The sequence below is a fragment of the Paenibacillus sp. UMB4589-SE434 genome, assembly GCF_030226685.1.
Lineage (GTDB): Bacteria > Bacillota > Bacilli > Paenibacillales > Paenibacillaceae > Paenibacillus_B.
Map to the genome: position 1 here is coordinate 1 of NZ_JASOYK010000008.1, position 23,999 is coordinate 23,999.

A 23,999-nucleotide genomic window follows, 5' to 3' on the forward strand; every position below is an offset into this window, starting at 1 on the left:
ATCCTTGACGGTACCATTTCCAGTGTACTCGGCGCTACTATCACCGCTGGTAACCTGACTTCGGCCGGGACCATCACCAATATCCTGAACGGCACCATTTCAAGCGTACTCGGCGCTACTATCACCGCTGGTAACCTGACTTCGGCCGGAACCATCACCAACATCCTTGACGGCACCATTTCAAGCGTACTCGGTGCTACTATCACCGCTGGTAACCTGACCTCTGCTGGAACTATCACCAACATCCTGAACGGCACCATCTCCAGCGTACTCGGTGCTACTATCACCGCCGGTAACCTGACTTCGGCAGGGACCATCACGAACATCCTTGACGGTACCATTTCCAGCGTACTCGGTGCTACTATCACCGCTGGTAACCTGACCTCTGCTGGAACTATCACCAATATCCTGAACGGCACCATCTCCAGCGTACTTGGCGCTACTATCACCGCCGGTAACTTGACTTCGGCAGGGACCATCACCAACATCCTTGACGGCACCATTTCAAGCGTACTCGGTGCTACTATCACCGCCGGTAACCTAACTTCAGCCGGGACGATTACCAACATTCTTGACGGCACCATCTCCAGCGTACTTGGCGCTACTATCACCGCCGGTAACCTGACTTCAGCCGGGACCATTACCAATATCCTTGACGGCACCATCTCCAGCGTGCTTGGCGCTACCATCACCGCTGGTAACCTGACCTCTGCTGGAACTATCACCAACATCCTTGACGGCACCATTTCCAGCGTACTCGGCGCTACCATCACCGCCGGTAACCTGACCTCTGCAGGGACTATCACCAATATCCTGAACGGCACCATCTCCAGCGTACTCGGCGCTACTATCACCGCCGGTAACCTGACCTCTGCTGGAACTATCACCAACATCCTGAACGGTACCATTTCAAGCGTACTCGGCGCTACTATCACCGCTGGTAACCTGACTTCGGCCGGGACCATCACCAACATCCTTGACGGCACCATTTCAAGCGTACTCGGCGCTACCATCACCGCCGGTAACCTGACTTCGGCCGGGACCATCACCAACATCCTTGACGGCACCATCTCCAGTGTACTTGGCGCTACTATTACCGCCGGTAACCTGACCTCTGCTGGAACTATCACCAACATCCTGAACGGCACCATCTCCAGCGTACTCGGCGCTACTATCACCGCTGGTACCCTGACCTCTGCAGGGACTATCACCAATATCCTGAACGGCACCATTTCCAACATACTCGGCGCTACTATCACCGCTGGTACTTTGTCGAGTGTTACTTCCATTTCTCAAAAGAGCTTTGTAGAACAATCCACATCAAACGTTCAAGTGGGGGCCACATCATTCACTCCACTCCCAGCCATCACTACAAGTAATCTTGGCGTGTACTCCTTCTTTGTATACAATCGTCAGGGCGGCTCAATTACAACTGTTGTGGAAGTCAGTGCAGATGGAACACACTATTACAGCGATACCAACGGGGCTACCATTGCAGCGGGAGCAACAGATGTTATTGTACCTGCAAGGTTCCTCAAATACACGCGTCTGTCCTATCGCTCAACCTTGTTAGCCGCACCTGCTACAATTGACGTCTTTTTTAACGCACAAGGCACGTAATATTCATTCTGGGCATACGCTATATCAATACCATTGGCATAAGCACATGACCATCATGTGCTTATTTGCCATTTTACAATTCATAAAGACGAGGTGATTCAATGTTTCTTCGTCGTCCTAAGAGCGCTAATCGCCTAGGCGTGCTCATACTGGCTAAAGATGAAGCTCCATACATCGGTGCGTGTATCGCAAGCACGATCGGAGTAGACGAATTACTAGTGGCCGATACTGGATCAACAGATGGCACCCCACAAATTGCACAAGATCACGGGGCGTATGTCCTTGGCGTTGAATGGCATGGCGACTTTGCCCGTGCGAGAAATGAAGCACTCGCGCATATGACTTCTGATTGGGTACTCGTCATAGACGCAGATGAGAGATTGACCACTCCAGTTAATGAAGTAAAGGAATGGATCAAGCACTCGAACATAGAAGGATATACAGTGATCATCCATAACCGATTAAGTGAGCATCATGACTGGCACACGTTACAGCACCGTACTATCCGCCTCTTCCGCAGACGGCAGGAATATCAATACGAGGGCAAAATTCATGAAGATGTCGGTCCAGCCATTTTGCATCATTCAGGTCCAACTTCCATTGGCAACAGCACAATTCAAATTCATCATCTAGGTACGATAGCGTCTCATGTCCACGCCAAACAGAAATTGAAACGCAATTACGATATTTTGGTCAGTTCGTTAGAAAGTCCACATGAATCTTCTGACCCATTTGTCCTTTATGGTCTAGGTGTAAATTCTACTCAACGAGGTGAACTGGTTGAAGCCTCACAATGGTTCGAGCTGGCTAGGCGAACCGTTCCCCCAATGGCAGCTTATCGACCAACATTGATCCGGGATGCCGCTAAAGTCCTGTTAGCTCGCAACCTCCCCCACTTGGCTGAAGAATGGACACGTGACGGATTAGATTCTTTTCATGATTATGCGGATCTTCAACTTGTTCATGGTCAATCATTAGAAAAACAGGGATTGTGGGATGAGGCTCTACAGGCTTATACAAATGCAAGTGAAGCCATATCCGATCAATATGTGTTGGAAGCAGGGGCAAATACGTATCTTGCACTAACAGCGATGGGAAATGCTTTACACGTCCTCGGTCGCTATCAAGAGGCTGCTCAGCGGTTCAACGCCGCACTGCGTGTACTCCCACATTATGAACCTGCTTTACTTGGACTAAGCGCAGCATTATCTGACATGGAGGTTAATGAAGAAGAGATCGTAGCCCATCTCGAGCAAGAATGGGGGGCAATCCAATTCCCAGAAGCCTCCGCACTGGCACACGTGTATGCAGAAGCTGGATATGTCAGTGCACTCTCAAAGCTCTGTTCGGCTCATCTCTTTGCACCGGAGGCCATGCGAGGACTTGCCACAGCATGGCTTCACATGGGTAGATATGCGGAAGCTCATGAACTTCTACGTCATCTGCTTCAGGCCGCGCGTGTTCATCCAGAAGATGAACATAGACTGGTCTCCCTACAAGCGATATGTGCCTGGCAGGCGTATATTCAAGGAACCATTCAAGTACCCTCTCGCGACAAATGGGACAACACAACCTCGGAAGCTTACGATTGGTTGGTTAGTCTAACCAATGCTTACTCGGTCGTCCGTACTGCTGCGAGCTCCAGTTCTATCCTTCAATCGTCAGCCGTTGCAGTCGCAGATCGACCGGAAATAGAATCTCAACACTCTCATTCCGACGAAGCTTTATACGAATTGGATACAAACCAGGGTTGTTCGTTAGCAGCAGAACAATTATTATCCGAATGGGTAAATCTCTTGGGAGGCGAAGGCTTGATCGGCCCGCTGCGCCAATGGATTCAGTATCAGGCACCTTGGGACGTATTCTGCGCTAAAGCACTGTTCCAAGCTGGCGATCCTTACACAGCCGTGCACTATCTATTGGAAGCGATGAGCGAACAGCGGTTGGACGCGGAAGGAGCTGTAATCGTCGGCGAAATGTTAATGAATGCCGGTCAATGGCGAGAAGCCGTTGATTTGCTAGAAGGTGCACGTCGGCTGCAAGAGCAGAGCGAACAATCTAGTGCGAATACGATCCGACGTGACCGCATGCTCGCGCTAGCTTATTTAAAGTTAAGCGAGAACCATCTAATGCAAGTTGTATCGCTTGAGCCAGATTCCGCTTCTTGGAAGGAGCAGTTGCAGGCGCTACAAGGCTCTATTGCTGCCGTTCAACGCATTCCTTGGCAAACGGAGCGAACTACGCTGCAAAGGAGGAATATGCGCCTTGTCACCAAGACCTCTGTTATCGGTGTGCATGATCGTCAAGAATGAGGAGCGCTTGCTGCCCGATTGCCTACTGAGCATAGCAGATGTAGCCGATGAGGTAATCATAATTGATACTGGCTCAACAGATGGCACTATTTCAATCGCTGAACAGTATCATGCCAAGGTTGCGCTGCATCCTTGGTCCAACCATTTTGCCGATGCCCGCAATGCTGCACTGCAACAAGCTACCGGTGAATGGATTTTGTCGCTTGATGCAGATGAACGGCTCGTCCCAGAAGACCAATTCGCCTTCAAGGAGCTGCTGCAGCAAGCCAATTGCACCAGCGAAGGCTGGTTTCTGCAAGTAGAGCACACCTTGTCGGAAGACCCACAGGCAACTCCAGCCAGTGTAAATCCACTGCTGCGGGTGTTTCGCAACCGTCCTGAATATCGATTCGAAGGTGCCATTCATGAGCAGATCGCTCCTGTTATTTTACGTGAACGTCCGCAAGCAGAGTTGGGCTTTAGTACTATAAGATTGCGGCATATCGGTTATCAGCCGGATATTGTCCGCGATAAACGCAAGATTGAGCGTAACGCCGAACTGCTCGAGCTAACATTAGCTCGTGAAGGACGAGAGCCATTTCATCTGTTTAACTTGGCAGTAGAACGCATCAGGCAGGGCAAGATGGATCAAGCGCTCATTTTGCTTCGCGAAGCCCGGGCGACCACTCCCATTTCCGCGACCTTTGCCCATCTAATGGTGAAGTATGAAGCTCTGACCTGCGCAGCCCTAGGTCGATATGAAGAAGCCGTACAGCTTTGTGCGGCAGGCATTTCACATTATCCAGACTATACAGATCTCCACTTCGCGAAGGCGATATATCACGATGCCGCCGGCGACCGCGGGGCAGCCCTTCGTGCTATGCGTGAAGCGGCACGTCTAGGCGTTCCGCCTTCGCATTATCATACCGAAGGCGGAGTTGGCACGTATCGTGCCTATGCGCAGCTTGCAGCATGGGCACTGGAGTCGCGGGCTTGGCATGACGCAGACGCCGCGTATCGCGCTTCTTTGGACGATGCGCGGTGTCCCGCATCGGTATGGCTTGCCTGGCAGCGGATGCGGGTGATCTCCGGTATCGCACCCGCTGTTGACACTTCGTCCGTCGCATGGCTCACGACCCAGACAGAAGCGCGACAGCTTACGCTGCAGAAGGCGCATATGCGGACGCTGGCATGTAATGAACAAATTGATGCTGCTAAACATCCCATGCCTTCCGAGCCTGCTGCATCACACACAACAATGCCGCTGGGAGGCCAACAGGACACGCCGCTCACGCCTCCCCTAACAGACCATTCTGCCCTAACTAATGCAGAAGGAGCGCTTCGCCTCATGCATCAGGCAGACATTGCATTAGCCCGCATTCAACAGCAGCCCTGCGGATCTGCAGCAGCAAAATTGAACCGCTTAGTCATACCGATTGGGACACTGGCACTAACTATTGCCGAACAGGAGGCACGGCCACATGAATAACGAGGTGCATAATCAAGTGCATAGCCACGCTGCACGTTCGTTACAAGCAGGTCGGCACCACTCCTTACATGATTCGCACAAAACAATATCCATCAATGATGTCCTCGCCAGCACACATACAACATCCATTGGGACTCATGGTGACCGTCCTCCCCCGTGCCATTACGCTGCAACACATATTTCACAGGCGATGAATGCTGAGAAGTGTATACCATACACATCCCTGCTCCCCATTACACTATGCCTGATTGTCCGTGACGAAGCCGACGTCATCGGCCGTTGTCTGGCTTCAGCTGTGCCGTTAGTACGGGAGATTATCGTTGTCGACACCGGCTCGATCGACGATACTCCCCACATCGCCGCAGCTTACGGCGCTGCGGTACACTACTTTACATGGGCGGATGATTTTGCCGCCGCCCGCAATGCCAGCATCGTCCTTGCGCATGAACCATGGATACTCGTGCTGGATGCCGATGAGATCATGGAGCCTGAATCATGGCAGGCTGGAAACGTATTGCCGCTTCTGCTCCAAGACAGAGTCCACGCTTATTACGTCCGCTGCGTTCATCTTGCTGAACGCTGGCACATCGGCCAGCCCTGCCCGGATTCATTAGCCGTCGACATGGCTTGTCGTCTATTCCGGAATGATCCGCGCTTCCGCTTCCAAGGATGCATTCACGAGGAGATCGCTGCTTCTGTACAGACGGCTTATCCTGACGGACTACAGTGGGCCCCGTTAACATTGTGGCATGATGGATATGCGCCAGAAGTACTTCGAATCAAGCACAAAAGCGACCGCAATCGTCAGCTGCTTTTAAAACAACTGCAAGAATACCCTAACGACCCTTTATGGTGGTATGCCTATGGCACGGAATTATTTCAGGACGAGCAATATGAGGAATGTCTCCCTTGGCTTATGCGCACATTATCTATAATGACAGAAAAAGCGGATATACCCGGTTACATGTCTGATGTCTGGCTTAAATCTGTCTACGCTCTGCAAATGACAGGCCAAATTCAAAAAGCACTTGAATTGGCGCAGCTCGGCAATGAGCTCTATCCGAACTTCCCTGATTTACTGGAACTTCACGCTTATTTGCTAGGAACCTTAAACAGATTCGAGGAAGCCTACAACTGTGCCCACAAAGCCACTTGTTGCGGCAATATAGAACATTTATATACAACTACAGAGGGTGCTGGAGGGTGGCGCTCTCATTGGGCCGCAGCTTGTATGGCTGAACGTCTTCACCGCTCAGAGGTGGCCGCTAGGCACTACGAGGAGGCGGCAAAAGGCTTCAAGCAACCTGCTATACGCATGATGTTAACGGCAGCAACGGCCGCACACCGAAACGATTTCCATACTGCAATAAACAACATGCTTCTTGTGCTCGACTCAATCGCTGCCTCACCCATTGCTGCTTCTGTCGCTCATGTGCATGCTGCACTCTCTACGCTCTACTATATGCTGCAGCAACAGTTAGTTAGTGAGCCGCACACAGATACTCAACGTAAGCTGGAAATCGGACTTGAAATGGCACCTTACATTCGACCTTTAATAAAATAAACAGTTCACATTCTTTACCCTCTATGACGATGACAGATAAATCTATGCTGTCCTTAAGGAAATAAAAGTGAGGATTCACACCTTGGCAAAGTGTTGACATCCTCATTTTGTTATGATATATTTATCTCAACTTCAAGATAATTATTTTCAAGAATATGAATCCGTCTTATATTGCAGAATGAAACGTAACGTTGTCGGCATTCTTGTGCTGACTCTCCATGTTAGTATCATCTGCTGTAATATCATTAATCATCAAGGTGGTGAATAACGATGAGTAATAATACGCGGTTTGATGTATATGCACCCGAGATTCAACGTTCATTAAAGTTGTTTGTTGTGCTGTCGCGCGCTTCACGTTCGCTGATGGACCTTGCGCAGCTTGACATTAAACGATATGGCTTGAATCCTTCTGAATTTGCTGTGTTGGAACTGTTATTCCACAAGGGGCCTACTCCGATTCAGCAGATTGGCAGTCGAATTCTACTGGCCAGTGGTACGATGACGTATGTCATCGATAAACTTGCGGCCAAGGGACTGATTGTAAGACAGTCCTGTGAGAGTGATCGACGGGTTATCTACGTGCAATTGACACCTGATGGTGAGACCCTGATGGAACGTATCTTCCCAGAACATGCTCAAGTGCTGCACGACGCGATCGGTACATTATCAACGGAAGAACAAGAGAAGCTAGTCGAGTTACTCAAGAAAGTTGGCAAAGGTTCCGTGTCCCCTTCCTAGCTAGTCTAGGAGTGGGATTCGGATTATCCACCTCTTATATCTTGAATTCGAGATTAATAAATTCTAGTTATTTCGATTACACACTAATCCCTACTATTGGGACGATTAAAGGAGAAGATATCGATGCTAGCAGATTACGGGTTGTTACTTATTCGCGTCATATTGGGATTAACCATGATGGGCCATGGGGCTCAAAAGTTATTTGGTTGGTTCGGAGGCTACGGTCTTAAAGGCACCGGTGGTTGGCTAGAATCAATCGGCATTCGCCCTGGTGTACTGATGGCCTTTATAGCCGGAGCGGGCGAACTAGTAGGTGGATTGTTATTTGGCCTCGGCTTGTTCACTTGGATTGGGGCTATTCTTATTGTGGGCACAATGGTTGTAGCTATCGGATCAGTGCATGGCAAAAACGGATATTGGGTCACGCAGAATGGGTACGAATACAACCTGATTCTAATCGTCATCGCGATTGCGGTTGCAATGATCGGAGCAGGGAGTATCTCACTGGACGCCATTCTCTAATTCTACAATTTGTTCGATAAACATCATTCCTCTCTTAATTGGAAGTAATTGCATGAATAGGAGCTGTACCACCCTAGGTAATCGAGAGTTATATAACGTAATGTTTTCACCTTTATGAGGAGGGATATAGATGTCTGCTATCAACATGGACATTCACCGAGCAGAGGATCGGTACACTGCTGACCACGGCTGGTTGAGGTCAAACTTTAGCTTCTCTTTTGCTGATTATGCTGATGCTGACAATTGGCACTTTAGTTCGTTGCGCGTGTTAAATGACGATTACATCTCACCTGGTACTGGCTTCGATCTCCATCCCCATCATAACATGGAGATTGTCACCATTGTGCTGGAAGGACAATTAGAGCATCAAGACAGCAGTGGCAATAAGGAATTCATACTTCCAGGACAAGTACAACGCATGAGCGCAGGAACCGGAATTTATCATAGCGAGCACAACGCTTCTGAAGAGAAAAAGCTTCACCTGCTGCAGCTTTGGTTTTTCCCGGAGCTGAAAGATGCAGTTCCTTCTTATGAGACATTTACGTATGGGCTTGATCACTTGCGTGGCCAACTGCTGCCTGTTGTATCGAACAAGTCTGGCGAGTTGAATACTGCTCATATTCATCAAGATATGACGCTGTACTTAAGCAAGCCGGGAGCAGGGCAAACAATATGCTTTCGTCAGCAAGCCGCACGATCCACTTATATCTTTGTCATTGAAGGCCATTTAAAATTGCACGATGGAACACTATTATATTCACGTGACGATGCTCGGATCATTAACACCAATGAGATTAGGATAACAGCAAATGAGGATTCACACTTTATGTTAATTGATTTGCCGTAAAACACGACAGATAGCTAGCCCTAGGTCTCCTAATCAGGCCTAGGGCTAGCTATTTAGTATGAGCACGATTTCCGTGCGTCACTATCCATACTGCTTCACTTCTCAAAAAGGAGAGGAATTCCCCCTCGATTGAAACAGCGTGCTACGCAAGTAAATTAAAAACGATGGAAAGCAGCCTGATCAAACAAATATGGACGAATAGCGCATATAATTCGCTCATACGCTGGATTTAGAGGCCTCTAGCCTAAAGAGGGTTCCATTTTGTCACATGCATCTGGCTACAAAATCGCTTACAATAAGATTTATGTAAAGTTTCGGCATTCGATATTGCCGTCTAAGGAGGATATTACATTGGCAACAGAACGTCATGCTCAACAAATGTACGAGATGTGGCTGAACGATCCACTCGTGGACACAACCGCAAAAGAAGAATTACGTGCGATCGCAGATCAGGAACGGGAGATCATCGATCGTTTCTATACAGACTTAGAGTTCGGCACAGGTGGCCTGCGTGGTGTTATCGGTGCAGGAACCAATCGCATAAATGTGTATACCGTTGGTAAAGCCACTCAAGGTTTGGCTCAGTACTTAAAAGAACAAAGCGACACTCCTTCTGTGGCAATCGCTTATGACTCCCGTCATTTCTCACCAGAGTTCGCATTGGAGTCCGCGCTTGTACTGGCAGGCAATGGCGTGAAGGCATACGTGTTTGAGAGCCTGCGCCCAACGCCAGAACTGTCTTTTGCGGTGCGTCGCCTGCAAGCGAGTGCCGGTATCGTTGTTACGGCAAGTCATAATCCGCCAGAATACAACGGCTACAAAGTATATGGCGCTGATGGCGGACAGATTACGTCCGATACAGCCAAGCGTGTCATTGGCGAGATTCGCGGCATCTCTTCCCTCGCTGAAGTGAAGAAGCTATCACGTGTTGAAGCAGAGGCCCAAGGCCTGCTTGTATGGCTCGGTGAACAAATGGACGAGGCTTATGTTTCCGCCGTGGCAGCTGTCAGTCTTAATCCGAACGTCATCCGTGCCACAAGCGACTCTTTCCGTGTACTCTATACACCACTGCACGGTACTGGCAACATACCTGTTCGCCGCGTACTAGAACGTGTTGGCTTCCAACAGGTGAACGTCGTAGCTGAACAAGAGCTGCCAGACGGCAGCTTCCCAACTGTGAAGTCTCCCAATCCGGAAGAACGAGATGCGTTCCGTATTGCAATTGAACAAGCAAAAGCTTGGAATGCCGATATCATCATGGGCACAGACCCAGATGCAGACCGCATGGGCGCTGTTGTGAAAGATGCCAATGGTGAATATGTGGTGCTTACAGGAAACCAATCTGGTGCGATCATGGTTCACTATATGCTGGACAGCATGAAACAAGCAGGCACACTACCTGTTAATGGTGCGGTAATTAAAACTATCGTTACTAGCGAATTGGGCGCATCTATCGCAGCATCATACGGCATGACCGTTATGAACACACTAACTGGCTTTAAATATATCGGTGAGAAAATGACACAGTTTGACGCTACTGGCGAGCATACTTTCATTTTCGGGTACGAAGAAAGTTATGGATACCTTGCAGGCAACTATGCTCGCGATAAGGATGCGGTAATTGCAGCGATGCTGATCTGTGAAGCCGGTGCTTACTATAAATCCAAAGGATTAACCCTATATGATGTGCTGCAGCAGTTGTATGCAGAACATGGATATTACCTAGAGGGCTTGCAGACCCGCACGCTCAAAGGCATGGAAGGCGTCGCGATTATACGTGGCATTATGGAGGATTGGCGCGCAAATGCGCCTGCAGAAGCAGGCGGTATTCGTTTTACGAAGACAGAGGACTTCTCGCTTGGACTCTACGACTTGCCTAAAGAAAATGTGTTGAAGTTCCACCTCGAAGACGGAAGCTGGTTCTGCTTGCGTCCTTCCGGCACAGAACCGAAGATCAAGATGTATTTTGCGGTAAAAGGTACAGATGGTACGGATGCAATGAATAGACTTGAGCGCGTAACAGCAGATGTAATGGCCCGTATCGATGCTTACGTGGCAGCTCATCAAGCTTAATACGAGGGCAGAGCTCTGTCTTTATATTAAATGCAGGGCGTTGTTACTGCCCTTGCAAGGATCTAGCAACCTTATAAGGCTGTTTAAATAAAGCTGAACTGGCTGCTGCTCGATGTGCTATTTTGTAATTAAAGAATAAGTTCCTTAACAATAAGCTGACATCAGTAATCAACTGATGTCAGCTTATCTTATTTCTTTACAGCTAATGATCGTGTTCTCTAATTGTGGAGTCAGCGCCGTGGTTCACTCGTAACCGACTCTCCTACTTCTTATTTAAACAGACATTCTCCATAAAACAAGACAAGCTGCTTGACCCCATCTTCTCGCTTGCTTCCTTATCCTAATAAGTTCATACTAGTTGTATAAAGTTATACCTAATTAGAGTCAGATCCAACTCAAAACGTGTCTGCAAAGGAGCAACTGTCATGCAACAAGAGACTTTAGATTTATTCCGCAAGCTAACTGAATTTCCCGCTGCATCCGGCTTTGAACGAGAACTACGCAGTCTGGTAAAAGAAGAAATCTCCAAGTACACAAATGAGATCATCCATGATAATCTTGGCGGCGTATTTGGTGTCGTTCGCGGCAACGAAGAAGGTCCACGTGTCATGGTAACTGGTCATCTGGATGAAGTCGGCTTCATGACTACCCAGATTACAGATACAGGGATGCTGAAATTTACAACGTTAGGCGGTTGGTGGGGACAAGTCATCTTGGCTCAACAAGTGGACGTTATTACACCAAACGGTCCTATTCGTGGTGTTGTCGGCTCCATCCCTAAGCATCTGCTTGATGAAGCTACAGCAAACAAACCTGTCGATCCGAAGGTCATGTACATAGATGTAGGTGCAGACAACCGTGAAGAGGCTGAAGCAGCAGGCATTCGCCCAGGACAGCAGATCGTACCGGTATGCCCGTTCACACCGATGATCAATCCTAAGAAAATTATGGCCAAAGCCTGGGACAACCGTTATGGTGTCGGCCTTGCCCTAGAGCTGCTAAAAGAAGTTCACCGTCAGAAGATCGAACTGCCGAATATCCTGTTCGCGGGTGCGACTGTACAAGAAGAAGTTGGTTTGCGCGGGGCACGTACTGCAGCTAACCTGATCCAGCCTGACATCTTCTACGGTCTGGATTGCAGCGCAGCAAATGATATGACAGGCGATCGCAATTCGTTTGGCCATTTGGGCAAAGGCGCTCTGCTGCGCATCTTTGATCCGACCATGATCACACACCGTGGATTGGTGGAATTTGTACAGGATATCGCCGATACGCACAAGATCCCGTACCAGTACTTTGTCTCTCCTGGCGGAACAGATGCAGGCCAAATTCACGTGAGCGGCAATGGAGTACCTTCGACCATTATCGGTGTCGTAGGCCGTTATATCCATACGCCTGCCTCGATCGTTCACACAGACGATATTGATGCTGCCAAAGAATTGCTCGTACAGCTCGTGAAGCACACAGATCGCACAACTTACAATACAATTATCGAGCGTTCATAAGCATGCTTTTTTGAAGTAGATAACACGAATAGCAAGCTCAAGTGTCCCTCTCATTCGGGTAGCCGTTGGATTTTCATTGCCCGTCTTAGGGGAACCTAAATTAACGACAAAGCCCCCTGAAACCAAAAAATCCCCTATCTGCGTACGCACTTTAATTCATTGCGCAGGAGGGGATTTTGTTATACAAAGATATATTGTTGCTGACAGGTCTCTTCGTGCAGCTAATGGATCGGCCTCTGCTTGAGATTAGACATGTAGCGCCTGACGACGCCCTTTCCACTTTTCCCGTCCGATTACACCTCCGATCACTCCAAGCGACACCGTCACTAATAGAAGTGGAATAACAAAGATAGTCGGGCTATACCCTGCTATAAATAACGGACACATGTAACCAATAAACGTAGCTGACTGTGAAATAAACACGTACAGACTGGAGCCGAATCCAGTTCGATGCTTAAACATCCGCTGCACGTAGCCCATTGCAACCCCATACAATACAGACACAAAAAAGGAATAGAGGGGCTGAACAAGGAAGAACAAGATGAGGGACGAGGAGAACGCATATGCGGTGTATGTAAGAAGTGCTCCAATACCGCCAAGCCATATCACGTTTCGACTCCCGTAACGAGCAGACCAATACCCTGCCAATGTCATAAACAGCAGTTCAAACACCGCTTGGACACTCCAGATGTATGACATCAGCTCTGGTTTGCCAAACAAATCTTTGACCACAAGCGGCAAATATAACCCACGAATCGCATCCGCACAAGAAAGCAGAAGTAGAGCAAACAGCATAATGAGCGAAAATGCTTCACCACCCGCACCACTCTCCGCATCTACAACTGCCTCATGCTCCTTGTACCAGAGCAGTAAGAGCAGCAGCATACCATATCCGGCCATATTTCCCCAGAGCACGCCCTTAAAGTCTGCAAGTAAATAAAGATTAGCCCCTAACAGCAGCCCTATAAAAAAACCGACGCTAAGCCCTGCACGCAGCCATATCTGCCCGATCTCTACGATCTCAGGTGCTATTCGCTGAAAATGATTACGTGACATCGCAAAAAGCTGCCCCATAATGAGCCCCGAGGGAGCAGACGCAATACACATTCCTGCTAGGGCTGTGCCGTAGGTGGTGGCGCGCATGTATACGATAAGCCCAACCAGACACAGCGCAGCGGCCATAATCGCCAATCGCTTCTTACTCTTAATCCTGTCGCTGACTAGTCCGACCATTATCGTCATGATCATATTAAGTACCAGCGAGATCGAGAATATGGATACGATCTGCCCTTTTGACAAGCCAAGGCTGTCACTTAGATAAACCGAATTCATCGGTGCCAGAATACCTAGACCAATACCATAACAAAACAGAGCGAGCAGCAAGAGGCTCGCGCCTTGTACGTGTAAGAACTTCCTCATATCCGACATCACATTCATGTTTACCATACTCCTTTAATCGGAATATGAAGTCCTCATTCACTGCTGCATGCACCTTCTGGTACGGCTGCAGCTTACGACTTCAATTCACAATAACTTCGCATCACAACTGTGTGTAACGAAGCTCAATCGCTCCAATCTCAAAGCTGCGGCAAGTTGTCAGCGTGAATCTACGCTCCATTCCGTCCCTCCCAATAGTTGCAATAGTCTAACATACTCGTGATACTGCAACATTATCTATGAACGTCATCCAGACATCTACCTGCACTAACGCTTATGATTCGGCGCACAATTCAGACTACTCCTTTCAATTAAGATTGCGGTTGTATCCCAAAACCATTATCGGGATTTGAAAATATTTACTCTTTAGGACAAATCATAGTTGGTGTTATGGGATTGGTCAAATCAATTTTATAACCGATCGCAATATCCATAGATGATGTGTTTACCGTGACTGTCCTATTAAGTGAGGCGTCCGCATTTAATCTGCATCCCATTTCAGCAGGCGCACTTTTATTTGAAACTGTGCGGTTTCCGCTCTGTCAGAAGTTGCTCTTCACAGCACATTAGGAGAGGTGGTTGCTCCTGTTATTGATGACGTTGAACCCATCCACAAGCGACCACCACTCACCTTAGTGAACAGCGTCTCCGCTCCAGTGGCCTTTCTTGGCGACAAAGTCATTGGCTCCAGGACCTGTAATGAGGCTATGATGATCCCCATTCAGGTTACAATATGCCTATAACGCAAAAACAGACATACGTGATGGTTAGTCGCGTATGTCTGTTTTTAATTATTAAAATGCTCTTAGCTCTTTCATTTTCTATATTACTCAGCTTCGGAAGATACCGTGAAACGTTGGTTTAGATGCTGCGGATTCTCGATCTCATCCAATACCGCAATCGCATAATCAGCGTAGCTTACATAACTTTGTCCACCAGCGTTAATCAGCAAATTGTCTGCACCTTTCTGATAGGCGCCCGTTCTCTTGCCTTGCGGATCAAAGAATGCGGAAGGGCTAATAAACGTCCATTGAATACCTGTAGATTGCTGCAGATCTGCTAAGTTTTTGCCTTGATTTTGTGCAGTAGCCAAGTACTCATTCGGGAACTCAGGCGTATCCATCACACGTAATGTCTTCGCTTCATCTACGAATAAGCTGCCTGCACCGCCAACTACGATTAAACGGGTAGCAGGAGCACCTTTAAGCGCTTCGATCAATACACGACCAGCCTCTACATGAAGATGCTCGTTGCCTGGAGCTGCACCAAATGCATTCACCACAACATCAAATCCCTTAAGATCTTCAGAAGTGAGTTGAAATACGTCTTTTTCCAATACCCCAACTGCATTGTCAGTCAATTTTGCAGCATTTCTAACAATGGCCGTAACGTTGTGCTGTCTATTGGCAGCTTCTTTCAAAATAAAATCTCCCGCTTTTCCTGTTGCTCCGATAATAGCTATTTTCATCATGATTCCCTCCAAAAATTATTATTTAAGTATTCCCTGTATAGGGCTGAATATGTCAATAACACTGCCCCATTAACTGAATTAAATTAAACGCTGCAACACCATGCTGACGTGCTCACAATCTGTAACTATCATTGTTACAACCAAAACAAAAAAATACATATGAGTCTACAAGTTATCCAAGTGAGAGGACGGTATTCGTATAATAAAGAATATACGATTTTTCTCCTGTATGTTCCTCACCCGATGTAATCATTATAGTTACAACACAAAAAAGAGTCAAGTCCTTTTTAAATAAAGGTTCAATTCATAGACTCTTTCTGTAATCCATCGAGCTGTCATATCCACTGCGAGACAGTCTGCAAAGGTGATCCCTGAACTCATTCCTGTAAAGCTACAATATGAGGTGCACACCTTGGCGTCTAGTCTCACAAACAACTCCGTATGGCTTCACTCCTCCTCTTGCAGTAATTGACGCAGCATGGCTTCACGATCATTCATAAAGCTGCGTGTAACCACATAATGGTCTGTGTCTTCAAGCGCCGTCTCCCGAATACCTTCTTGATCGAGCATATAAATATCTGCCCCAGGATAAGACATCAGGATAGGTGAATGTGTAGCGATAATAAATTGGGATTGTTTCTGCACCAACTCATGCATACGAACAAGGAGCGACATTTGGCGGATTGGTGATAAAGCGGCTTCTGGCTCATCCATCAAGTAAATGCCATGTCCGCCAAAACGGTGCATAAAGGTTGAAAAGAAGGCTTCGCCGTGAGATTGTTCATGCAGCGATTTCCCTCCATATGACATTTTTATCGGAGGCCCTGTTGCCTCTTTATCCTCGTCCAATATATCTATCTGGGAAGCCACATTGTAGTAGCTTTCCGCACGGAAGAAATAACCGTCGTTCGCTTTCTTGATCCCTCTCGCAATTCTCAAATAATGATGAAGACCAGAGTGCGAAGATCTGGTTTCAAAATTCATGTTCCTAGAGCCGCCCTCTGGATTAAATCCGTATGCTACAGCGATCCCTTCAAGCAAAGTAGATTTCCCTGATCCATTTTCCCCGACTAGAAACGTAACTGGCTTTGTAAACGACAGCTTATCTAAAGTACGGACTGCATCCAGACAAAATGGGTACAAGTCAAATCGAGGCACTGCTTCGCGCCTTAATTCGACATGCTTAATATATGCCACACTGGAAAAGGCAGACTCTATACGTGTTTTCTCCATTACATAATCACCTCATACATTTCATCAATGGGAATAGCAACTATACAATTTACCTTCAAAATAGATGATACGATGCTTCACAGAAAAGCTCGTCCGCTGTACACTATTGTTATTTATATACGATGGCATTAGCCATAAAGTAACGAAGGAGGCTGACTATGACGAATCAAGCCCATCTATCTTCTATCCCTCTGCAGCTTGCTACCTTTGCGGGGGGCTGCTTCTGGTGTATGGTGAAGCCATTTGACCAATGGGAGGGAGTACATGCTGTCATATCCGGTTATACCGGAGGTCATGTGCCTAATCCCAGCTACGAGCAAGTAAAAACCCAGACAACTGGACACATTGAGGCTGTGCAGATCACATTTGATCCAAGCCTCATCTCTTATGAGAAGATTCTGGAGCTATTCTGGGCTCAAATCGACCCAACCGATGCACACGGCCAGTTTCAGGACCGGGGCGAGTCTTACACAACGGCTATATTTGTCCATGATGAAGAACAGCGCCAACAAGCAGAGCGCTCCAAACGGGATTTAGCTGAGAGCGGACGCTTTGACAAGCCGATCGTAACTCCGATTCGTGATGCAGTTCCATTTTATCCGGCTGAAGCGTATCATCAGGATTATTACCGGAAAGAACCTGACCATTACAAGCAGGACCGTGCAGCATCGAGAAGAGATGAATTTCTGGATGTGCATTGGCAGTCAAAACCATAGTCTACCCTCTAGGTGTAAAATGCCTCTCCCTCCGCGCTTAGTAAGAGGGAGGGATTGCATTCTTTGCTAACAATGGACGGGACACCCCCATTTTATTGAATGGAATTGTATGATTTGATTCCAGGTTTCTGGACAAATTGTATCATTTGCAGCAACAAAGCCTGTATCTCTCAAAAATGTGTTGACAGACAAGGTGTTATTCATTAAATTATATGCATGAGCATGCATTTACTATTCGATTGAACATTTTGTTCAGCACAAATAAACATGCCAAATATAGATAGCATATAAAGAGGAGATAAGTCATGAAGGATTTATTTACCCCCTATGAACTTATGGATTTGAAACTGAAAAACCGTGTAGTTATGCCTCCAATGTGTCAATACTCCGTCAATAACAAAGATGGGATTGCTACGGATTGGCATTATATGCATTATGTGAGCCGGGCTATCGGTGGAGCCGGATTAATTATTATCGAAATGACGGATGTTGAGCCTGATGGCCGTATTTCTGATTTTGATCTTGGGATCTGGTCCGATGAGCAAATTCCTGCGTTAGCTAGAATTGTTGAGGGTTGTCATGCTTATGGCGCCAAGGTGGGCATTCAAATCGCGCACGCAGGACGCAAAGCCGAAGATGCGGCGGTTCCTGTAGCACCATCGGCAATTCCGTTTGACGCTAATTCTAACACTCCAAGAGAATTAACGACTGCAGAAGTGAAAGCAATGATCGAGAAATTCCGTCAAGGCGTAGCACGAGCTGTCAAAGCGGGCGTTGATGTTATTGAGCTTCATGGTGCACATGGGTATCTCATTCACCAATTTCATTCCCCTCTAACCAATCACAGAACGGACGAGTATGGACAAGATTTAACTCTGTTTGGTCGGGAAGTCATTCTAGCTGCCAAAAGCGAAATGCCGGCAGGGATGCCTCTAATTGTGCGTATTTCTGCTAAGGAGTATGTAGAAGGCGGATATGGAATTAGCGGCAGTCTGGAGTTCAGCAAGGCCTATAAAGAAGCCGGAGCGGATATTTTTCACGTTAGTACAGGCGGTGAAGGACCTATTGGAGTTGGGCCTATCGCCACCACTAGTGAAAAACCAGGGTCCCACGCAGCTTATCAAGTGCCGTTAGCCAGAGCAATCAAGGAGAGTCTGCATGTTCCAGTTATAGCGGTTGGAAGATTGGATGAACCAGCTCTTGCCGATGCGGTAATAGGCAATGAAGAGGCGGACCTAGTTGCGATTGGGCGAGGGATGTTGAGAAATCCTTACTGGGCATTGGAGGCTGCTGTTCAGCTTCATAAAGAGGCGGATATTCCTAAACCATATAAGTTTGGATTTCCAAGAACAATAAAATAAACTACATGTGGATGATTCCGTTTAAAGACCAGCAGGGTTAGCTCAAGCTGGTCTCTTTTTACACCAAACTGGTGTTGTGTTGGTACCAGTTTGATTTCAGACAATCAAACTTATTAATGCTATAATGCTGAAAGGATAATTAAGATTCATTATGATCAGTAACTTACACTCAGGAGTGGAATTGTGGGATGAAGAATGCTCTTAACAATGACCTTATAACAAATTGGTTGACCTTAACTCAAATACAAATGAACGTAGCCAATGAATTGGAAGCGAATTTGCAAGAGAAGTATCAGTTGTCATTAAAAGAATTTTATTTGCTTTTGTTTTTGTCAGAAGCTTCAGAGAAAAAATTGAAACTACAACAATTGGAGTCTATGGTTGGTTTAAGTCAGAGTGCGGTATCCCGACTTGTTAGCCGCTTTGAGGCAAAGGGCTGCGGTGCCTTAAAAAGAATTGCCTGCAGTGACGATCGCCGAAGTATTTATACTTCGTTGACATCAATAGGCCAAGACAAGCTCGACAAGGCACAAGTGACTTTTGAAGAAGTATTATTAACGGCCTTTCCTGAGAAAGAAATAAAGCAGCTGCTGGAGCATATGCTTCATGCCAAACAGACCTAGTCTAAGTATGGCTGCACTCAGCGGCCTTGACCCCTAGGCCCACCATAACCAAAACCCAAACCACTTTATACGAAGTGGTTTATCTGTTTTTATGGAGTTCATTCGCTACATTGTGCTGTATGGTCACCGCTTCATGTGCATGAGCCTAAAAAGAAACACCTCCCTATCATCGTTAGAACGATTTAAGGAGGTGTCAGGATATGCTAACTAGCTTCTACATTAGAAACTGATAGTTCCAATATACTGCACTAACGGATCAGCTTACAGCAGTCCTTGTCGCAGCTCTGCAGCCGACTTCGGTGACAATAGACCAAATGGAATATCGAACACTGTACGAGCTCCGTTCTCGCCACGTTGTGCCAAACGATAAGCTGCACGAGCATATGCCACCAGCACGCTGGATGTAAACTCTGGATTGCTGCCCAGATTCAAGCCAAACTCCATAATTTGCTTTGTACCTTCTCCTGTAATACCACTGCGGAATACTAGGCCACCGTGAGGTATATCGCTGTGATTAGCACGCAGCTCTTCTTCAGTGATGAAATGTACAATCGTGTCATAATCCGCAAAGTAGTTCGGCATCGTCTTAATTTCCTGCTCAATACGTGCTTGATCTGCACCGGCTTCAGCTACAACAAAACACTCTCGCAAATGTTTGTCACGTGTAGACAATGTTGGGTTATCCCCACGACGCACTTGAGCTACCGCCTCGTCGGAAGGAATTGTGTATTGCACGCCTGCTTGCACGCCTGCGATACGACGGATCGCATCTGAGTGTCCTTGGCTTACGCCACGGCCCCAGAATGTGTATTCATTGCCTTCAGGAAGCACGGCTTCGAAGAGAAGACGGTTCAAGGAGAACAAGCCTGGGTCCCAGCCTGTAGAGATGACAGAAACATGTCCACTTGCTACAGCTACATGGTTCACGCTGTCAAAATATTCAGGGATACGAGCGTGTGTATCAAAGCTGTCTACCGTATGGAAAAGCTCAGCCAATTGAGGGCCTTGCTCTGGAAGATCTGTTGCCGAACCCCCGCACAATATCATAACGTCGATACGATCCTTATAAGAATGAGCTTCGCTTAAAGCCACTACCGGTACACTAGCTTGTACCATTTCCGGTTGGCGTCGTGTAAAGACGGCCACAAGCTCCATGTCAGGGTTTTGTCGAATCGATTGTTCGACCCCTCTTCCTAAATTGCCATAACCCACAATACCTATACGAATCGGTGCTTGCATCTAAGCTCCACTCCTTTGTTCTACTTATCATCTTTTACTTCCATCTAGTATAAGGCAGACTGCTTGCTTTTTACAGCATAATCTTACAAGAAATGTCGGTTTATCATACTTAAAATCATCTCCCGCTCTGTTTGTCCCACCTCAAGCCGAACTCTGCCTCCTGCAGGAGTGTATCGGATCGCATTTGTAGTAACATTATCGAGAAGCTAAGATATCCGGTCGGGATCTAGTGCAATTAAGCGATCAGGATCTATCGATATTTCACCTTCAAATTGAACGTTATGCTGTTCGCAAAGCTGTCTATATTCTGCACACTTTTCACCCATATATTGTGACACATTGATATTTCGGATTAATAGTTGAAATTCAGGTCGGTCCGCATGTTGTATTCCTCCGTCCAACACCCCTTCTGTATGGCCCTGAACGATCTCAAGCGGTGTCCGTAGATCATGGGCCAACGCAGCAACGGTATTTTCGCTCCCCTTAGAGCATCAAGCATAGATTATCTGAACGCAAATGACCTATGCCGCACAAAGAAGTCCTCCAGAACGTAACTGCCGTTAGGCACAGTCACGTTCTGGAGGACTCTATGATAGGTGTATATATGATCGTTACACCGTTCTCTTATACAATATCCAATTATACGAGCAGGCGTGCACTAGTTAAGCTTGCAAGTGTTGCCGTGATCACAGCTTAATGCGCCAACTGCATCATCGTTTGAATATCCTCTTGTGCATCACCAATTAACTTCAGGCCAAATGTCTCAACAAGCACATCCATTACACCCTCCGAAATAAATTCTGGCGGCTTCGGCCCAATTCGGATATCCTGGATGCCTAAGCTGAACAGCCCCAGCAAGATGGCCACTGCCTTCTGTTCGAACCAAGAGAGGACGATCGACACAGGCAGCTCATTAACTGTACAGCCAAATGCATCTGCCAGCGCCAGCGCTATCTTCACGGTTGAACCCGAGTTGTTGCATTGACCAAGATCAATATAACGTGGAATTTCCGTGCCAGGCACAGTTCCATAGTCCACATCATTAAAGCGGAATTTACCGCAAGATGTTGTCAGGATTACCGTTTCCGGTGGCAGTGATGTCGCCAGCTCGCGGTAATATTCCCCGCCTTTGCCAGGAGCGTCACAGCCTGCAATAACGAAGAAGCGCTTGATCTGACCCGCCTTCACCGCTTCAATAATCTCCGGAGCCAAGCCAATAACCGTCTCGTGATGATAGCCCGTCGTCAACACCTGATCAGAGGATATCGTAACAGACGGCAGAGCTAAGGCTCTTTCTATTAATGGCGTAAAGTCATCGTTCTCAATCTTGGCGACATCTTCTAAGCCTGCTACCTCATAAGAGAAGAAGCGGTCCGCATACGTTCCCTTGATCGGCATAACACAGTTGGTAGTAGCCAATATTGCACCCGGGAATTGTTCAAATAATCGACGTTGATCGTACCAAGCCTTCCCGATATTTCCACGAAGATGATCGTATTTCTTCAAGGCCGGGTATCCATGGGCGGGAAGCATTTCCGAGTGAGTATATATATTGATGCCCTTTCCTTCCGTCTGCTTCAAAAGTTCCTCAAGCGCGTACAGGTTGTGCCCCGTCACCACAATAGCATGACCCTCTACCGCATTCTGTGATACGGTGACCGGCTCCGGAATACCGAAACGATCCGTATGGGCATGATCCAACACATCCATAATGCGAACTGCTGCGTTACCCACCTTCAACGCCATCTCAATATGCTCCTGCACGTTAAAGTTTGAATTGGTAAGTGTCATATATAAGGCTTCATGCGTGATGCGGTTCACTTCCGAATCTTCGTACCCGAGCTGACGCGCATGCGTTGCATAAGCGGCGATTCCTTTTAAGGCAAATATAATCGTATCCTGCAAACTGGCTACTGTCTCGTTCTTCCCGCAGACACCAATTACTTTACATCCCCCGCTTGGTGTCTGTTCACATTGATAACAAAACATATCCGTTCCCCCTCACCTTGGATTGGTTGTTATATCCAGTTTACCAAGGGAAGCGATTGCAAATTGTGCGTACGATCACTTTGAATTTGAATCCTTTATGACAGGATGAACGGAATCACCTTGTACCAAGCTCACATAAATACGCTCGTACTCCACCTCTTCTTCTGAAATAAGCTTGATCAATTGCTCAGCAGCTAGGGAGCCCCACTTTCGCTTAGAATAATCTATTGTCGACAAGCGAGGTGTTGTGTAATGTGTCAATTCAATGTTGTCAAAACCGATGATATGAATATGCTGTCCAACGACATGGTCCGTTTCTTTTACAGCATCATATAAACCTATGGCCATCTCATCATTCAGACAAAAGACAGCGACAGGTCCCGTATACTCGCTCAAAATTTGCCCAGCGGCTGCCTGCCCTGCCGACTTGTTAAAGTCGCCTTGAATCGGTATGTATTCAAGAGGCTGATGACGCTCAACAGCTTGACGTACAGCCTGCAGACGCTGCATGGAATCAAACGAGGCATTCGGTCCCGTGATCACGTAAATTTTACGGTGCCCTGCTTCAATTAAGTATTCCATTGCCAATGTAGCTCCTGCTTTATTATCAAGCAGAACCTGATTAATATTGGGATGATTTAGTTCACGATCCAACACCACAAGCTTATGTCCGCGGTTTGCATATTGGAGCAGTTCATCACTTGGAAACGAAGCATCCAGCACAATGGCGCCATCAATCATCCGTTCCGGCAGCAGCCGATGCGATTGAGCTCCGCTGCACACGATCAAGTCATATCCCTTTTTGTTCGCCACTTCTTTAATTCCTTGCAGAAGTTCTCCGTAAAATGCACCGTTAAAATCAGTCAGAAACGCCCCAATAATTTTTGTTTCCCGCTTCTTTAAATTCCGCGCAGCCGCATTAGGCACATAATTTAACTCTTTTGCAACTGCTAATATTCGATTGCTTGTTTCCTCTGTTACTTTGGGGTTCCCGTTTAACGCATAGGATACCGTGGAGATGGAAACCCCCGCTTTCTTAGCGATATCTTTAATACTGACCACAACATTCGCTCCTATCGTTAATCCACCTTTTCCCTTACTATACCAATATATTTGCGCCCCCGGAAGCGTGTGTGACTGCCATTTTTAAACGTTTGCATATCTTCGTCTCTATGAATGGATAATATATGACTAATATCCCCAGAAGGTGCAGTCAAAAATCCCTTTTGAATATACAGTTCATGACTAGCACCAACTGTATATTCAAAAGGGATGATAATC

Annotated in this window: 19 protein-coding genes; 12 read left to right on the top strand and 7 right to left on the bottom strand. The window is 47.1% G+C overall.

Going from position 1 to position 23,999, the window contains the following annotated elements; all coding sequences use genetic code 11:
* The 9 genes from QP775_RS21370 to QP775_RS21410 all read left to right on the top strand — a co-directional run.
* Positions 1-1,620 (top strand): DUF6385 domain-containing protein (locus QP775_RS21370; RefSeq protein WP_285108893.1); only part of this gene is annotated, 1,620 nt, incomplete at its 5' end.
* 101 nt (positions 1,621-1,721) lie between these two features.
* Entirely contained in the window at positions 1,722-3,932 is a 2,211-nt protein-coding gene (locus tag QP775_RS21375) for a glycosyltransferase (protein ID WP_285108894.1), read from the top strand.
* Entirely contained in the window at positions 3,886-5,400 is a 1,515-nt protein-coding gene (locus QP775_RS21380) for a glycosyltransferase family 2 protein (protein WP_285108895.1), read from the top strand. Before QP775_RS21375 ends, QP775_RS21380 begins: the two co-directional genes overlap by 47 nt.
* Positions 5,393-6,964: a glycosyltransferase gene (locus QP775_RS21385; RefSeq protein WP_285108896.1), complete on the top strand. Its 1,572-nt coding sequence runs from the start codon at positions 5,393-5,395 to the stop codon at positions 6,962-6,964. The genes QP775_RS21380 and QP775_RS21385 overlap by 8 nt, the downstream gene beginning before the upstream one ends.
* A gap of 270 nt (positions 6,965-7,234) precedes the next feature.
* Positions 7,235-7,702, top strand: a complete 468-nt coding sequence (locus tag QP775_RS21390) for a MarR family winged helix-turn-helix transcriptional regulator (protein WP_239329494.1) — start codon at positions 7,235-7,237, stop codon at positions 7,700-7,702.
* A gap of 123 nt (positions 7,703-7,825) precedes the next feature.
* On the top strand, positions 7,826-8,224 hold the full coding sequence (locus tag QP775_RS21395) for a DoxX family protein (protein WP_239329495.1): 399 nt from the start codon (positions 7,826-7,828) through the stop codon (positions 8,222-8,224).
* Positions 8,225-8,354: 130 nt separating this feature from the next.
* Complete coding sequence (locus QP775_RS21400) at positions 8,355-9,071, top strand: pirin family protein (protein WP_285108897.1); 717 nt, start codon at positions 8,355-8,357, stop codon at positions 9,069-9,071.
* 378 nt (positions 9,072-9,449) lie between these two features.
* On the top strand, positions 9,450-11,144 hold the full coding sequence (locus QP775_RS21405) for a phospho-sugar mutase (RefSeq protein WP_285109032.1): 1,695 nt from the start codon (positions 9,450-9,452) through the stop codon (positions 11,142-11,144).
* A gap of 425 nt (positions 11,145-11,569) precedes the next feature.
* Complete coding sequence (locus tag QP775_RS21410) at positions 11,570-12,649, top strand: M42 family metallopeptidase (protein ID WP_285108898.1); 1,080 nt, start codon at positions 11,570-11,572, stop codon at positions 12,647-12,649.
* A 246-nt stretch (positions 12,650-12,895) separates the two neighbouring features.
* Here QP775_RS21410 and QP775_RS21415 read toward each other — a convergent pair whose 3' ends face one another.
* The 3 genes from QP775_RS21415 to QP775_RS21425 form a co-directional block, all read right to left on the bottom strand.
* Positions 12,896-14,086: an MFS transporter gene (locus QP775_RS21415; RefSeq protein WP_285108899.1), complete on the bottom strand. Its 1,191-nt coding sequence runs from the start codon at positions 14,084-14,086 to the stop codon at positions 12,896-12,898.
* An 826-nt stretch (positions 14,087-14,912) separates the two neighbouring features.
* Entirely contained in the window at positions 14,913-15,554 is a 642-nt protein-coding gene (locus tag QP775_RS21420; RefSeq protein WP_285108900.1) for an NAD(P)-dependent oxidoreductase, read from the bottom strand.
* Between the two features lie 450 nt (positions 15,555-16,004).
* The gene (locus tag QP775_RS21425) at positions 16,005-16,790 is read right to left on the bottom strand and encodes an AAA family ATPase (RefSeq protein ID WP_285108901.1); all 786 of its coding nucleotides are present in this window, start codon (positions 16,788-16,790) and stop codon (positions 16,005-16,007) included.
* A gap of 158 nt (positions 16,791-16,948) precedes the next feature.
* Here QP775_RS21425 and msrA point away from each other — a divergent pair, with 158 nt between their 5' ends.
* The 3 genes from msrA to QP775_RS21440 all read left to right on the top strand — a co-directional run bounded on the left by msrA (position 16,949) and on the right by QP775_RS21440 (position 19,490).
* Complete coding sequence (msrA, locus tag QP775_RS21430) at positions 16,949-17,506, top strand: peptide-methionine (S)-S-oxide reductase MsrA (RefSeq protein ID WP_285108902.1); 558 nt, start codon at positions 16,949-16,951, stop codon at positions 17,504-17,506.
* Between the two features lie 305 nt (positions 17,507-17,811).
* Positions 17,812-18,867: an NADH:flavin oxidoreductase/NADH oxidase gene (locus tag QP775_RS21435; RefSeq protein ID WP_285108903.1), complete on the top strand. Its 1,056-nt coding sequence runs from the start codon at positions 17,812-17,814 to the stop codon at positions 18,865-18,867.
* Between the two features lie 188 nt (positions 18,868-19,055).
* Positions 19,056-19,490 carry a MarR family winged helix-turn-helix transcriptional regulator gene (locus QP775_RS21440; RefSeq protein WP_285108904.1) on the top strand — a complete coding sequence of 145 codons (435 nt, stop codon included), beginning with the start codon at positions 19,056-19,058 and terminating at the stop codon, positions 19,488-19,490.
* A gap of 261 nt (positions 19,491-19,751) precedes the next feature.
* On the opposite strand, the gene QP775_RS21445 is transcribed toward QP775_RS21440, so the two are convergent.
* The 4 genes from QP775_RS21445 to QP775_RS21460 all read right to left on the bottom strand — a co-directional run bounded on the left by QP775_RS21445 (position 19,752) and on the right by QP775_RS21460 (position 23,780).
* Positions 19,752-20,729 carry a diaminopimelate dehydrogenase gene (locus QP775_RS21445; RefSeq protein ID WP_285108905.1) on the bottom strand — a complete coding sequence of 326 codons (978 nt, stop codon included), beginning with the start codon at positions 20,727-20,729 and terminating at the stop codon, positions 19,752-19,754.
* Between the two features lie 206 nt (positions 20,730-20,935).
* Positions 20,936-21,187 (bottom strand): sensor histidine kinase family protein, encoded by a 252-nt coding sequence (locus QP775_RS21450; RefSeq protein ID WP_285108906.1) that lies wholly within the window; start codon positions 21,185-21,187, stop codon positions 20,936-20,938.
* Positions 21,188-21,422: 235 nt separating this feature from the next.
* Entirely contained in the window at positions 21,423-22,718 is a 1,296-nt protein-coding gene (gene hcp, locus QP775_RS21455; RefSeq protein WP_285108907.1) for a hydroxylamine reductase, read from the bottom strand.
* Between the two features lie 75 nt (positions 22,719-22,793).
* Positions 22,794-23,780 carry a LacI family DNA-binding transcriptional regulator gene (locus QP775_RS21460; RefSeq protein ID WP_285108908.1) on the bottom strand — a complete coding sequence of 329 codons (987 nt, stop codon included), beginning with the start codon at positions 23,778-23,780 and terminating at the stop codon, positions 22,794-22,796.
* Positions 23,781-23,999 lie beyond the last annotated feature (219 nt).

Excerpts from the sequence above, each read along its gene's own strand:
- QP775_RS21420 (WP_285108900.1), bottom strand. The coding sequence starts at position 15,554 with ATGAAAATAGCTATTATCGGAGCAACAGGAAAAGCGGGAGATTTTATT.
- hcp (WP_285108907.1), bottom strand. The coding sequence starts at position 22,718 with ATGTTTTGTTATCAATGTGAACAGACACCAAGCGGGGGATGTAAAGTA.
- QP775_RS21445 (WP_285108905.1), bottom strand. The coding sequence starts at position 20,729 with ATGCAAGCACCGATTCGTATAGGTATTGTGGGTTATGGCAATTTAGGA.
- QP775_RS21425 (WP_285108901.1), bottom strand. The coding sequence starts at position 16,790 with ATGGAGAAAACACGTATAGAGTCTGCCTTTTCCAGTGTGGCATATATT.
- QP775_RS21410 (WP_285108898.1), top strand. The coding sequence starts at position 11,570 with ATGCAACAAGAGACTTTAGATTTATTCCGCAAGCTAACTGAATTTCCC.
- QP775_RS21440 (WP_285108904.1), top strand. The coding sequence starts at position 19,056 with ATGAAGAATGCTCTTAACAATGACCTTATAACAAATTGGTTGACCTTA.
- QP775_RS21415 (WP_285108899.1), bottom strand. The coding sequence starts at position 14,086 with ATGAATGTGATGTCGGATATGAGGAAGTTCTTACACGTACAAGGCGCG.
- msrA (WP_285108902.1), top strand. The coding sequence starts at position 16,949 with ATGACGAATCAAGCCCATCTATCTTCTATCCCTCTGCAGCTTGCTACC.
- QP775_RS21405 (WP_285109032.1), top strand. The coding sequence starts at position 9,450 with ATGTACGAGATGTGGCTGAACGATCCACTCGTGGACACAACCGCAAAA.
- QP775_RS21385 (WP_285108896.1), top strand. The coding sequence starts at position 5,393 with ATGAATAACGAGGTGCATAATCAAGTGCATAGCCACGCTGCACGTTCG.
- QP775_RS21375 (WP_285108894.1), top strand. The coding sequence starts at position 1,722 with ATGTTTCTTCGTCGTCCTAAGAGCGCTAATCGCCTAGGCGTGCTCATA.
- QP775_RS21435 (WP_285108903.1), top strand. The coding sequence starts at position 17,812 with ATGAAGGATTTATTTACCCCCTATGAACTTATGGATTTGAAACTGAAA.
- QP775_RS21395 (WP_239329495.1), top strand. The coding sequence starts at position 7,826 with ATGCTAGCAGATTACGGGTTGTTACTTATTCGCGTCATATTGGGATTA.
- QP775_RS21390 (WP_239329494.1), top strand. The coding sequence starts at position 7,235 with ATGAGTAATAATACGCGGTTTGATGTATATGCACCCGAGATTCAACGT.
- QP775_RS21400 (WP_285108897.1), top strand. The coding sequence starts at position 8,355 with ATGTCTGCTATCAACATGGACATTCACCGAGCAGAGGATCGGTACACT.